Below are 12,031 nucleotides of genomic sequence, written 5' to 3'. Positions count from 1 at the left end.
CCCTACACGCATATGGCGATCGATCAGTAAACTTGACAGGAAGCCTGCAGTTGACTTTTGGCCTAGGTGTTGCTTTCAGTAAACTTCTCAAAGTACATGCGCACTGCCGTCCGGGCCTTATCGGCATGCCACGCCTTGATAGATTCGACCATTGGCGGCGGGCCGCACATATACATGTCAAACGGCGTATCCGTGCGTTCGTATTGGCCAAGGTGCGCTGGGATGAAGCCTTTTCGCCCCTCCCAAGAGTCGCCGGGATCACTCAATACGGGTGTAAACTCAAAGCCTTGGATACGCGCTCTGTAGGTTTCGATACGCGTCAGTTCACACAGATCCTGCTCGGTCCGGACCCCGTAAAAGAGATGAACAGGGAATCCCGAACCGCCTTTTTCGGCGAGTTGGTCGAGCATCCCGAGAAACGCAGAGAGCCCGGTACCACCTGCGACCATGATCACCGGTCGGTCGATGTGTCGAAGGTAAAATGCCCCCAGTGGCGCTTCCATCTTGATGGTATCGCCCACTTTGCAGCGCTCACGCACGTAGTCCGTCATCACACCACTGGGCAACAGGCGCACCAGGAACTCCAGGTTCCGGCTACCTGGTGCACAGGCAAATGAGTACGAACGACTGTGCTCGGTCCCTGGAACCTTGAGGCGGGCGTACTGGCCTGGGAGGTAATTCAGCACCGGTTGATCACTGTCGATTTCGACTTTGATGATCGCGGTACTGTCGGAGACATGGATGACCTGGGTCACAGTCGTCGTGACGTCCGCCGCTCCTTCACCACCACATAGCGTCGAGTCGAAATCAAAGTAGAACGAGGCGTCAGAAAGTACTCGGGTTTGGCACGATAATATTTTGCGGTCAGCCAAATCCTGCGACGAGAGTGCTTCTTCATCGACGTAATCTTGAGTGTACATACCGGACTCGCAGCGGCCCTGACAGGTCGCGCAAACCCCTTCTCGGCAATCCAGGGGGATTTTAATTCCGCTCTTGAGTGCCGCATCCAACAGAATGTCGTTAGGGCGCACCGCGCAAAACAGAGTCTTGCCGTCAGAGAAGTTCAACGCAACCTTGTACATGGCTTAACCTTTTCGCGACTTAAATGTGGTAGAAATCCAGCACCGAATTGATCGTGTCATTCAGCAGCACGGTGTGCTTCTTGGAGATCAACCAGCTCTCAGCGTGCGGCCGCAGGGTGTACGTGGCCCGCCCATAGAATTGCTCCGACGTCGCTTGGCGATAGTACAAAGTCTGCCAGTTGACCTGTACCTCCAGGTCGCCCCCCTCCAACGGCTGGATACGCACATTACTGATCTGGTGAAGCGTGCGCGGCATGGGAGTTGCCGAGGCCGCCTTGCCAGTACGTATGCGAAAAACGCGGTCCTCAAGCCCTCCTCGGTTGGGATAGTAGATCAGCGACATGCCTTTTTTGGGGTCGGTGGTATAGACGTGTTCCGAATCCCATTGCGGCAAGTGAAAGATACTGTCTTCGCTGAACAGAGCCAGATAGCCATCCCAATCCTGGGCATCACACAGGGCTGATTTTTTGTAGAGAAACTGCTCGATTTGATATTGGAGTTCAACACTCATTTCCTATACCTCTTTAAGTTTCAATGCGTTGGCCTCAGCGGCTTTCCGTGCGAGGCCGGTGAGTAGAAACTTCTGCCAGTTACCATGCTGGTTGACGTACAGGCCTTCATGTGTGAACTCCGCGCCGATCATGGCCGGCTGTATGCCGATGGTCTCGGTATTCCGGGTCGGCCCCGTGGTCCATTTGTCGCGACCGCGGGAAATGTCACTCCAGCGCTCCAAGCGAGCCTGGAAGCCACGTTGCGCTTCGCGGAACTCGACGAGATCGTCGGGGGTACCCATACCGGAAACGTTGAAGAAGTCTTCGAACTGCCGTATGCGGTTTTCGCGGTCAGCGTCAGATTCGCCCTTGACGCCTAGACAGAAGCTGTTGATCTCTGTCTTATCCCAGGCGATTGGGCGAATGATGCGCAGTTGAGAGCTGATCTGGTCCAGGAAAAACATACTGGGGTATACATTCAGGTTTCGAAGGCGATGCATCATCCACTCCGCTTTGTCCTGACCGTACTCTTCAACCAGACGCGGCATGATCGTCGCATAACCAGGGCGCACCTCAGGGTTGGGCATATCACTGAAAAGCACACTGTGACCGTTATTGAACGCAAACCAGCCATCGTCGGTCGCTGTATCCCCCGCCCCCAGTTTGCTGTAATCCAAGGTATCACCTGAGTCGACACCCTTTTCGGCGTTGACTTGCTGGCGATGCTGCACCGTCGAAACGTAGTTATAGTGGACCGTGCTCACATGGTAGCCGTCGAGGCCATTCTCATTCTGCAACTTCCAGTTACCGTCATAGGTATACGCAGACTTTCCTGGCAAGACCTCAAGTTCCCCGGTGGGCGACTGAGCGACCATCATGTCGAAAAATACTTTTGCATCGCCAAGGTACGCCTCAAGACTGTCCGCACCTTGAACATCGAGACTGACAAATACAAAGCCCTTATAGCTCTCTATTCGCGCCTTTTTAAGACCACGCGCTGCTTTGTCGAAGTCCTCGCCATATTCGGTAGGTGCCTTGACTTTAACCAGCCGACCGTCACTCTTGTAGCACCAGGCATGGAATGGGCAGGTAAAGGTAGACTGGTTACCTTTGCCGACGCGCGTCAGAGTAGCTCCCCGATGCTGGCACGCGTTGATCAACGCATTTAGTTTACCTTCGCCGTCACGCGTGATGATCAATGGCTGACGTCCGGCGCGAATCGTCACGAAATCATGATTGTTCGCGATTTCACTTTCGTGGCAGGCGTAGATCCAGTTCTTCTCGAAGATTAATTCCATCTCCAGGTCGAACAACTCTGGCTCGGTAAACATATCCCGAGCAATACGATAGATGCCTTCTTCGCTTCGAAAGTCCAAGCAACTTTCGATGTATTCTTGCCATTGACTTATGTCGCGCATACGGCTCATCGGTAGATCCTCAATCGTGCGGCTGTCCAGGGCTCCCATTAAATGTGGATACTCCGATCCGGTCTATCCGATTTGTAGATGACTTAAGTCCAGTTAAGGAGAAGGCTTCAATCGTCTCGTGATCGCAACCCATTCATGAGAACGATAATCAACAATAAATAGCGCAGCGAAGTGTTACTCGCCAATGGGTATAAAGGTGGCGCCACTCGCACACTCAGACGGTAACAACTGGTGCGATTGCAATGCCCATCTGCTCTCTATCGGTGCATTAACAGAACGACGGGGGAGGATTGGCACTAAGACAATACGGGTCTATCCAAAAAGTCGGATCGCCCTGTCCGTATACGCTGATCTCATCCAGCGACAGCGCTCGTGGCATAGCTCTTGCTGCTTGAGCGACACGCGCCGAAGAGCGACCTGTCCATAACCGTGGAGCCTTGCTATGACCGCACCCAATATCGTTGAACCTCGCGATATCCGTATCAATAGCTATGACATGGCTGGCGCTCGTGCATGGATGGAGGAGGTCTGCGGCCCGCACAGCCTGCAGAGCGCGCAACCTGACAGGGTGTCGTTTCGCCACAGCGCGCGGGTTTTCAAGTCTTACGCTACGACGCTTGGCACCATGGAGTACGGCGCTGACGTGCGTATCGGTGTGGAAGGATCGGATCACCTGGACAGCTACAGTCTTAGCCTGCCCCTGACGGGCGAACAGGAGCTGATCTACCGGGGCAGTCGCGTACAGTCGAACCGCAATGTGGGGATCATCGTGTCACCGTTCCACAGCCAGGAACTGTTGATGGCCGGTAACTGCAGGAAAATCTCTGTGGTTATCCCCCGCGTGTCGATGAGGCTGGCCCTGGAGGAAATCCTCAAAAGGCCGGTGGAAATACCTATTAATTTCGACCCTGTCATGGATAGCCAGACCGGTGCCAGTGGCTCTTGGTGGCGGCTGGTCGCCCACTTCGTATCTGAGCAGGAGGTGGACGGCGGTGTGTTTGACCAGACGCTGTTTTCTCGAGACATCGAAGCCGCGATGGTCCGCGGTTTAATCTTGGCACAGAAAAACAACTACACCAATGAAATTCAGGAAACGTTGATCGGAAAGTTACCAAGTTACTTGGTGCGCGCCAAAGACTTCATCCACGCCAATGCACGTGAAGATGTACGCTTGGAAGACATCGAAGCCGCGGCGGGCGTTTCGCGATTCAAACTCTTCGACGGTTTCAGGAAACACATGGGGATGTCACCCATGGCCTACCTGAAGAAATTTCGCCTATCCGAAGTGCGTAAGCACCTGCTGACAGGGGGCCGAGGCACCAACATATCCACTGTGGCCACCGAATGGGGATTCAATCATCTAGGGCGATTCGCAAGTGAGTACCGAAAATTATTCAACGAGATGCCCAGTGCGACGCTGCATCGAAATGATACTACCCGCGCGCACATGAGTTGATATCTGCCGCGACGGACTGATAGCGCTTTGACTGATGCATTCGTTTGGCCCTGGCGATGAACTCGCTGGGGCTTTTTTCGGCTCAGCCTCAGTCAACGGTCGCAGCGACGTGTAACGCAGCGCTTCTAAAACTGGCACCGGCATCCATATATTTTGTCCCTGGCCGCATTTTTCGGATCATTTTGCTAAGTTTTTGGATTGTATAAGTGTTTTGTCTCGGGTGAAATATACGTGCAGCGCCATGATCAACAATTGTCTTGAGTACTGATCAGTGCTGCAGTAGCTGTTCACAGAAATCGAGCGTAGCCCGGCGGCTAACCAGACCTGTGGTGAGCAGGTTTGCAATTGCGCGGCGCGCATTCATTAAGCGTAATGGGGCGAATGATGTCTACTGACGATAATGACAAGAAAAGCGATAGTTCGATCCAGTTGAGCCGACGTCATACTTTATTTGGGATGGCTATTGGTGTCACCACGCTTGCAGCCTCCTCTCTCGTGCGAGCCGCAACGTCGAACAACGATGAAAGCAAGTCTCCCAGCGGCGCCTACGATGTCATTATCATCGGCGCAGGCATGGCGGGTTCGACCGCCGCCCGTGAATTGGGTGCCCTAGGTAAAAAATGCCTGGTTCTCGAGGCTCGCAATCGTGTTGGAGGACGCACCTGGACCGCGGACATCTTCGGCCAACAGTCCGAAGTAGGCGGTCAGTGGGTCCACTGGTACCAACCCCATGTCTGGGCGGAGATCAAACGGTACGGCCTGGAGATCGATGAAACGCCCGGGGCTAACCCAACCTATGGCACGGTGCTGATCAACAACCAGTTGAAAAACATCGATCCAGCGGAATCGTTCGCGATGCTGGACAAGGGGATGAAAGCGTTTTGCGGTGACCTGATCAACGCGTTCCCTCGGCCTTACGACCCTGGCTTTGACCCTAGCTTCTTGAAACACGACGATATCTCGATCGCACAACGCCTAAAGCAAATCAACCTGGATATCACCACGCACACCATCCTCGAGTCCTTCTTCGCCACGGCTGTGAGCGGTAGCCTGGAAACAGCTGGCATGCTCGATCAGGTGCATTGGTACGCCCGAGCCGACAATGACATGGGCCGCCTGTTACGCGCGTGTACCCAGTATTACATCAAATCCGGCACCTCCTCGCTGATCAAGAGCATGCTCGATGACAGTAACGCTGACGTCAGAACCAATACCCCGGTACGCAAGGTAGAGCATCACGCTACCGGTGTTACCGTGACCGTTGAAAATGGCGATGTTTTTAGAGCCAGCGCCTGTGTCGTAGCCATGCCGATGAACTGCTGGAACGACATCCAATGGGCCCCCGCGTTGCTCCCTGGCAAGGTAGCCGCCAGTAAGGAGCGCCATGTGGGTGCTGGCTTCAAACTGAAAATCAAGGTCAAGGGCAACAAGGGTGCCTACCAGAGTTTGGCGGGGGTTGGTCACCCGGTGAACATGGTCTACACCGATCACTTCTACGACGACCACACCACGCTTTTCTGCATGGGCTACCCCACCCCAGGGTTTGATTACAACAACAAGGCGCTGGTCTTGAAGGAGGTAGATAAGCTGCTGCCAAACGCTGAAGTACTGGACACCTTCGCATACGACTGGACGAGCGACCCCTACTCAAAAGGCAGCTGGTGTGATTACAAGGTGGGCATGTGGAGCAAGTACGGTGCTGATATGCGCAAGACCGAAGGTCGGGTGATCTTCGCAGGCTCCGACGTCGCGGATGGATGGCGAGGGTTCATCGACGGCGCCATCGAGACGGGGTTGCGAGCAGGCCGTGAAGCATCCCGATTGCTGTCCAGCAAATCGTGATCAATGCTTGCCTCATTGTCTCCGTGTTAGCGCTGTTTCCATTGAGCGCCAGTGCCAGCCAGCCAGCGTGTGAACCCTTGGCGGTCGAGCAAGCATGGCACCAGTGTGCGGTGTGCCATACGGTAGTGCCAGGCGATACTTCGAAGCTTGGACCTAATCTGAACGGTGTGATCGGAAGACCGGCTGGAAGCCAGCCGGGCTACGTTTTTTCGCCTGCTCTGGCGCAAACCAAGTTCATCTGGAGCCGTGCCAGGCTGGATGCCTTCCTGCGTGCCCCGCAACTGCAGGTACCTGGAAACAGGATGCCGTTCGGTGGGATAGCCGATGCTCAAACGCGTGCGGACATCCTCTGCACGCTGGTAAAGGCTAAACAATAGACGTGTTTATTTACGAGAGGTTAACGCCATGAGTCATTCGCTGACCCACTTCACGCGCAATCGCTTTCTATTACTACTGAACATTCTAGCGGTGGTGCTGTGCTTCAACACCATTTACCTCGCCCTGCAGGCCGGCAGCTTTGAATATGAAGCGACCGGGAATATCGCCGGGCAACTTGAGGTTGGGGTTGCAGGCTCTGCCAATCTGAAGTGGATGATGATCAGTGATTTATTCGGATTTTACTTGTTCAGCATCCCCTCGTGCATCTATCTCTGGTTCTCGCTCCGAGTGCATCGCCCCTACTTGCTCACCCTGGCGACCCTAGCGGGTATCCTTTTTGGCATTGTAGGCGCTATCGGGGCCGCGCTTCTATCTGTGGTGTGGCCCGTCCTGACAGTGCTGCACGCAACGGCAACAGAGCCTACCATTCAATTGATTACACAAGAGATCTTTCGGATTCTCACTATGGCAGTCCAGGACGGTATGTGGGGGCGACTGGAGTTTTTCCTCTCCGGCATTTGGTACCTCGGCCTGACGATAGTTTTGTGGCCTCATAAACGAATGTTCGCAGTGGTTACCTGCGTGAACGCAGCCTGTGCATTAGTAACCAGTTTCGGCAAAATCATGGGCATGGGGGAATTAGCCGGCCTTGCGCTCACAGGTGTTACCTATGCCACTCCGGTGTTCTACATCTGGCTAGGTGTTATTGCATGGCGAGGATCTGCGCCCGAACTGGCTAGTTCTTGCGAACCCCACAGTGAGGCAAAGGTAATTAATGGCGCCTGATCGATAAACCACTTGGTGGAAAGCGCTGCCATGGCAGCCGTGGTAGCCCTTTCCCCCAATCGAAAACTGTTTAATCAACACCAATGCACTGGACAGGTGCTCATGATTGTAGCGTTAACTAATGATGCCGGGGAAGACCCTGTCCGTCTCAGCTCACACACGGGAGCAACCAATGGGTATTATGGATTGGAAACACTGGATTGTAGTCTTGATCGTGGTCGTACTGGTCTTCGGCACCAAGAAGCTCAAGGGGCTTGGGACAGACATGGGTGAAACCATAAAAGGATTCCGCCAAGCGATGAAAGACGATGAAGTCCAACCGGGCCCGCCCTCAGCCCCCCCTTCCTCATCCCTCGGGCCGCAAACGATTTCGAGTAAATCCGAACATTGCTAATAGCGATTATTAATTGTGTCAACTTAGTAATTACGACTTACGCTCGTCCGTTCTAGAGCACCATATCTTCCGCAGTAGTTAAGCAAAGGATTACGGCCCCTCATGAGGCCGTAATCCAATGCACGGCATTTATTCCTGCGAGTGAGCTGCAGAGGGATATTGACCGGATTACTTCCACCAGTATTCCATTTGGACGCCGACGTTTGAACCGTGCAAAGCACTGCCAAAGATACCTGTATTCGACAGTGCCGTCCCAGGCGACATTAGATCTGCAGCAGCTTGCGCTGCTTTGTTCCACGTCGCATAGGTATAGTACAAGCGGATCTCCGGACGCTCCCAGAACCCCGACCCTTTCGGAGACCAGGTTGGAGCAACCGTGTACTTGGTGAGCTTGCGCGTACCGTCAGGAGCTTCCACCTGATCACGCCCGATCTCGGTGACGAATTTGAATTGATCGGTGAAGGCGTAGATTGGGCGGAGGCCCACAGAGAGCCACTTTTGATTTTGGCCGTCTGACCGCGTGTCATTCTGGTAGACTACCTGGAACTGACCACTGAAGGCACGCGTGACCTGCCAATCGAAGAACTCAACCAAACGCCAGCTCTGGTTGCTGTTGTCCAGGGCCGAGTCTCCTGTGTAACCGAGGGCAGTGCCGGGGCCCTCACCATACTGCACGGCAAACTTGTTGACCCCACCTAGGAACGCTTCCTGCCGGTGCTGCACCACCGCAGACCAGCCTGCGTGGGCGCCATCGCGACTCGGTTTATCCAGATAGCTCACACCGAACTGAATTTCGCCACCTGGGTTGGTGTTTATCCCACCAACGGTGAAGTCGTGGCGGCTAACCATGTCCTGCTGGAAAACATTGTCTTTGCGCGAAAAAACGTAGCTGTACTTGAGCCCATTCCATTCGAGCTGGTCGAAGCCGAAGCCTGTGGCGCTCTGGTTCCAGTAGTAGTAGTCGCTGATATGAATGTCGTTACGGTTGTAGTAGCGACGCCCGGCCCATAATGAGCCCCCATTGAGCGCCGGCATCTTGCTCCATTCTGCATACAGCTGGGGCATCCGGGTGAACCCGTAGTCACCGTCAAATTTCAATTCGTGTCCATACTCGTTGTAGAACTGCGCCATCCCTTCGACGCTCACAACAGACCCATCATCGAGTGTTAGGAGATCTTGGCGAAGGTCAAGCTCCAAGTACTGCTCACATTCGTTGCCGAGACGGTACTTCGAGCTTGCACCCGGAAGCTGGAAGCAGGATTGCTTACCACCTTGGGTAGAACTCCCTACCCCCGTCCTGAAATAGCCACTGAAGTTTGTCGCACACGCTTCCACCGGCAACAGACCAGCAGCAGTAAACGCGCCTAGAACAACGCCGAGACTTTTGAACTTCATGCAGAACACCTTAAGTCTTGTTTTATTTATTTGAAAAGGCAGAGTTTTATAAGACAGATTGAGGGTTTATAGTTACAAAAAAAGGCACCGTTACTCAGATCCAAAAGCCTGAACAATAACGGTGCAAGATGACCACCTTTAGCTGGTGACTGATCAAGAACCGAGCCCCAAACAGTCACCTGCGTTTATGCCTTGCGATGTTGTTTGAAGCCGTATCCAGCGACGACCAAAAAACACGCCAAGGGAATAATAAATGCGGTAGCAGTGCCGTAAGCATCAGCCACAGTGCCCATGCAGTAAGGTGCGATTGCACCACCCACCAAAGTCATCACCAAGTAGGAGCCAGCCTTCTTGGTATGCGCCCCCAGGTTCTTCACACCCATGGCGAAAATGCTGGGGTAGAGGATGGACATGAAGAAGAACACGGCGATAAGGGCATACACCGAAAGCCGTTCAATACCAGCAAAAGCGACGGCGCAAAGGCCGGCGTTGATGAGTGCATATGCCACGAGCATGACCGTGGCAGGAATCACGCTCATCAAAAGCGTGCTGATGAATCGACCTATCATGAAGCTGAGCATAGCAACCGACAGCAGGTAGGAAGCCCTTTGAGTGGTCAGACCACTCCAATGCTCGATGGCGTAGTTGATGAAGAAAGCGCCTACACCTACCTGGGCAGCCATGTAGAAGAACTGGGCCACCAGCGCCCCGGTGAAGTTAGTATGGGACCACAGGGAGCAAGCAGTGCTGGAAGGAGCATTTGAAGCCCCAACTGCCTGGATCTCCGGCAGGGGGAACGCCGCGAACACGGCCATCATGACAATCACAACCAGCCCCAGCGTGGCGTAGGTCAGCATGACCGGGTCGAGAGTTACACCCACTAAGGCTATAGGTGGAGCGAAGAAGAGCGAGCCACCGATTAATGGGCCGATGAACACTCCGAGCCCATTGAACGATTGGGCAAAGTTGAGGCGCCTCTCGGCAGTTTCCGGCCTACCGAGCACAGCGGCATAAAGGTTAGCGGCAGTCTCCAAGCACCCCAGCCCGCATGCCAGGATGAAGAGTGCCCCTAGGAAGGCCACAAAGGTGCCGGCGCTAGTGGCTGGAATAAAGAGCAACGCGCCCAACGCGAAGAGCGCAAGCCCCACCAAGATCCCGGCTTTGTACCCACAGCGATCCATGAACGCGCCAACAGGTAGCGCCACGATGAAATACGCTCCGAAATATGCCGCTTGCAGGTAGCCTGACTGCGCCTTGCTAACATTCAAAGTATCCTGGAAGTGCTTATTCAGCACATCCAACAACCCGTGCGAGAACCCCCACATGAAAAAAAGACTGGTCACCAAGATGAAAGCTAACTTGGTTGCAGACGTGGCAGTCGCCCGCGCGGGCATGTCGAGATGAACGTTCATATACGCCTCGTTTTTATTAGAACTATCAAAGGTCAGATGCTTATTTCGGAACCCCGTGTCTCCGGCGCGAAGAAAGTCGCCACGAACGAGACGCCCGCCAATAGAACGACGTAAGTTGCTACTGGCCAGTAGTGATTACCTGCCCCACTCAACAGTGCTGCAGCAATAAATGGCGCAATACCGCCAGATGCGAGTGCCGCAAACTCCTTGCTCACTGCGATCCCGGTATAGCGATAGCGGGCATCAAACAGTTCAGGGAAGTAAGCAGCCTGTACCGAATACATGCCGAAAGCGCCCAGACTGATTGCCACCACCATGCCCAATACGATCAAGGTCGTGTCCATGGTGTTGAACAGCCAAAATGCAGGAAATGCCCATAGGGCTGCGACCAGGGACGTCACCCGATACATCACCCGGCGCCCCAGTCGGTCAGACAGGTAGCCGATGAGAGGGATAGTCAAAACAGATAACCCCGCGGCCACAATCAGGCCAAGCGTGCCGACCGATTTGTCGACCAGAAGCACCTTGGTCAGGTAGCTCAGAGCGAACACCTGGTAGAGGTACGAGGTGCCGTTCTCGCCGATTCGCAAGCAGCAGGCGACGATCAGGTTTTTGCGCGAGTAGCGCAGGAGATCCTTCACCGGCTGCTTGCTGGCGAGTTTCTTCCGCTTCATTTCCTCGAAGACTGGGCTTTCCCTCACCCGCAGCCGGATGATGATGCCGACCGCAATCACCACAAAGCTGAAGAGGAACGGGATGCGCCATCCCCAAGCCATGAAGTCGTCATGGGGCATTTGCTGGACGACCGAAAACATGCCTGCAGCCAGCAGGATGCCGATGATGATGCCAGCAAAGGGCAATGATGCGTAAAAGCCGCGGGTCTCCTTCGGCGCGAATTCGGCTACGATCAGAGAGGCGCCAGCTTGCTCAGCGCCTGAGCCAAAACCTTGTAGTAAACGCAATATCACCAATAAACCTGTTGCCCACGCACCGATCTGCCCGTAGGTAGGCAGGAGCCCGATCAGCAGCGTCGAAACCCCCATCAGCAATACGGTAGAAACTAGTACGAACTTGCGGCCTTTACGGTCGCCCACGCGACCGAAGAACAGACCGCCAAAGGGCCTCGCTACAAATCCCACTGCATAGGTGGCGAAGATCGCCAGCAGCGCCGTGACCTTGTCCAGACCGGGGAAAAACAGTTCAGAAAAAATCAGCGCCGAAGCGGTGCCGTAAATCGAGAAGTCGTACCACTCCATGGCGCTTCCGGCGATGCTCGCGACAATAACCCGGTGCAGATCCTTTTTGTCCACTTCTTGGGAAGCAGTTTCAGGCACGATTCCAGTGGCAGTACTCATGGGGTATCCCCTC

At 54.3% G+C, this 12,031-nt stretch carries 10 protein-coding genes; 4 read left to right on the top strand and 6 right to left on the bottom strand.

Annotation, left to right across the window (positions count from 1 at the left end; genetic code table 11):
- Positions 1–62: 62 nt before the first annotated feature.
- Genes antC through antA form a run of 3 tightly spaced genes read right to left on the bottom strand, consistent with a single transcriptional unit; the run spans position 63 to position 3,000 of the window.
- Positions 63–1,082, bottom strand: coding sequence for an anthranilate 1,2-dioxygenase electron transfer component AntC (antC, locus tag AB7M33_RS19345; protein WP_138736157.1), 1,020 nt, complete (start codon positions 1,080–1,082; stop codon positions 63–65).
- 19 nt (positions 1,083–1,101) lie between these two features.
- Entirely contained in the window at positions 1,102–1,593 is a 492-nt protein-coding gene (antB, locus tag AB7M33_RS19340; RefSeq protein ID WP_138736156.1) for an anthranilate 1,2-dioxygenase small subunit, read from the bottom strand.
- A gap of 3 nt (positions 1,594–1,596) precedes the next feature.
- A complete protein-coding gene (antA, locus tag AB7M33_RS19335; protein WP_138736155.1) occupies positions 1,597–3,000 on the bottom strand; it encodes an anthranilate 1,2-dioxygenase large subunit in 1,404 nt (467 codons plus the stop codon).
- Positions 3,001–3,442: 442 nt separating this feature from the next.
- On the opposite strand from antA, the gene AB7M33_RS19330 reads away from it, so the two are divergent.
- From AB7M33_RS19330 to AB7M33_RS19315, 4 genes are all read left to right on the top strand, one after another.
- Complete coding sequence (locus AB7M33_RS19330; RefSeq protein WP_454243342.1) at positions 3,443–4,456, top strand: AraC family transcriptional regulator; 1,014 nt, start codon at positions 3,443–3,445, stop codon at positions 4,454–4,456.
- A 384-nt stretch (positions 4,457–4,840) separates the two neighbouring features.
- Positions 4,841–6,298 carry an FAD-dependent oxidoreductase gene (locus AB7M33_RS19325; RefSeq protein ID WP_454243341.1) on the top strand — a complete coding sequence of 486 codons (1,458 nt, stop codon included), beginning with the start codon at positions 4,841–4,843 and terminating at the stop codon, positions 6,296–6,298.
- A 405-nt stretch (positions 6,299–6,703) separates the two neighbouring features.
- Positions 6,704–7,462, top strand: coding sequence for a hypothetical protein (locus AB7M33_RS19320; RefSeq protein WP_238341808.1), 759 nt, complete (start codon positions 6,704–6,706; stop codon positions 7,460–7,462).
- Positions 7,463–7,634: 172 nt separating this feature from the next.
- Entirely contained in the window at positions 7,635–7,856 is a 222-nt protein-coding gene (locus AB7M33_RS19315) for a twin-arginine translocase TatA/TatE family subunit (protein WP_138736152.1), read from the top strand.
- A gap of 168 nt (positions 7,857–8,024) precedes the next feature.
- Here AB7M33_RS19315 and AB7M33_RS19310 read toward each other — a convergent pair whose 3' ends face one another.
- The 3 genes from AB7M33_RS19310 to AB7M33_RS19300 all read right to left on the bottom strand — a co-directional run bounded on the left by AB7M33_RS19310 (position 8,025) and on the right by AB7M33_RS19300 (position 12,018).
- Positions 8,025–9,251, bottom strand: a complete 1,227-nt coding sequence (locus AB7M33_RS19310; protein ID WP_138736151.1) for a maltoporin — start codon at positions 9,249–9,251, stop codon at positions 8,025–8,027.
- Positions 9,252–9,436: 185 nt separating this feature from the next.
- Positions 9,437–10,663, bottom strand: a complete 1,227-nt coding sequence (locus AB7M33_RS19305; protein WP_238341807.1) for a sugar MFS transporter — start codon at positions 10,661–10,663, stop codon at positions 9,437–9,439.
- A gap of 32 nt (positions 10,664–10,695) precedes the next feature.
- Positions 10,696–12,018: an MFS transporter gene (locus tag AB7M33_RS19300; protein ID WP_138736149.1), complete on the bottom strand. Its 1,323-nt coding sequence runs from the start codon at positions 12,016–12,018 to the stop codon at positions 10,696–10,698.
- Between the last annotated feature and the right edge of the window lie 13 nt (positions 12,019–12,031).

This window comes from Pseudomonas sp. Y3 TE3536 (assembly GCF_053629175.1).
The sequence above is the reverse complement of the archived record's forward strand: the minus strand, read 5'-3'. Positions and strand labels throughout refer to the sequence as shown.

What these genes read in the sequence shown, in the direction of transcription:
- antC (WP_138736157.1), bottom strand. Translation starts at nt 1,082, where the DNA reads ATGTACAAGGTTGCGTTGAACTTCTCTGACGGCAAGACTCTGTTTTGC.
- antB (WP_138736156.1), bottom strand. Translation starts at nt 1,593, where the DNA reads ATGAGTGTTGAACTCCAATATCAAATCGAGCAGTTTCTCTACAAAAAA.
- antA (WP_138736155.1), bottom strand. Translation starts at nt 3,000, where the DNA reads ATGAGCCGTATGCGCGACATAAGTCAATGGCAAGAATACATCGAAAGT.
- AB7M33_RS19330 (WP_454243342.1), top strand. Translation starts at nt 3,443, where the DNA reads ATGACCGCACCCAATATCGTTGAACCTCGCGATATCCGTATCAATAGC.
- AB7M33_RS19325 (WP_454243341.1), top strand. Translation starts at nt 4,841, where the DNA reads ATGTCTACTGACGATAATGACAAGAAAAGCGATAGTTCGATCCAGTTG.
- AB7M33_RS19320 (WP_238341808.1), top strand. Translation starts at nt 6,704, where the DNA reads ATGAGTCATTCGCTGACCCACTTCACGCGCAATCGCTTTCTATTACTA.
- AB7M33_RS19315 (WP_138736152.1), top strand. Translation starts at nt 7,635, where the DNA reads ATGGGTATTATGGATTGGAAACACTGGATTGTAGTCTTGATCGTGGTC.
- AB7M33_RS19310 (WP_138736151.1), bottom strand. Translation starts at nt 9,251, where the DNA reads ATGAAGTTCAAAAGTCTCGGCGTTGTTCTAGGCGCGTTTACTGCTGCT.
- AB7M33_RS19305 (WP_238341807.1), bottom strand. Translation starts at nt 10,663, where the DNA reads ATGAACGTTCATCTCGACATGCCCGCGCGGGCGACTGCCACGTCTGCA.
- AB7M33_RS19300 (WP_138736149.1), bottom strand. Translation starts at nt 12,018, where the DNA reads ATGAGTACTGCCACTGGAATCGTGCCTGAAACTGCTTCCCAAGAAGTG.